This is a genomic window from Enterobacter sp. Ag1, assembly GCA_000277545.1.
Lineage (GTDB): Bacteria > Pseudomonadota > Gammaproteobacteria > Enterobacterales > Enterobacteriaceae > Cedecea.
Genome location: AKXM01000029.1, coordinates 1 through 345, shown reverse-complemented (window position 1 = coordinate 345; position 345 = coordinate 1). Strand labels below are relative to the sequence as shown.

General features: G+C 58.0%; 1 tRNA gene and 2 rRNA genes. All 3 read left to right on the top strand.

What is annotated here, in order from left to right:
- Nucleotides 1-2: 2 nt before the first annotated feature.
- Nucleotides 3-118, top strand: a 5S ribosomal RNA gene (rrf, locus tag A936_RS11570).
- Nucleotides 119-132: 14 nt separating this feature from the next.
- Nucleotides 133-208 (top strand) — tRNA-Thr (locus A936_RS11565).
- 38 nt (nt 209-246) lie between these two features.
- Nucleotides 247-345 (top strand): 5S ribosomal RNA (rrf, locus tag A936_RS22440); the annotation flags it as partial.

Genomic DNA, 345 nt, shown 5'->3' with positions numbered 1-345 from the left:
TGCCTGGCGGCCGTAGCGCGGTGGTCCGACCTGACCCCATGCCGAACTCAGAAGTGAAACGCCGTAGCGCCGATGGTAGTGTGGGGTCTCCCCATGCGAGAGTAGGGAACTGCCAGGCATCAAATTAAGCGTGCTGATATGGCTCAGTTGGTAGAGCGCACCCTTGGTAAGGGTGAGGTCCCCAGTTCGACTCTGGGTATCAGCACCACTTTTTAGGTTAAAGTTCGGCACGTAGAAAAGAATTTGCCTGACGGCAGTAGCGCGGTGGTCCCACCTGACCCCATGCCGAACTCAGAAGTGAAACGCCGTAGCGCCGATGGTAGTGTGGGGTCTCCCCATGCGAGA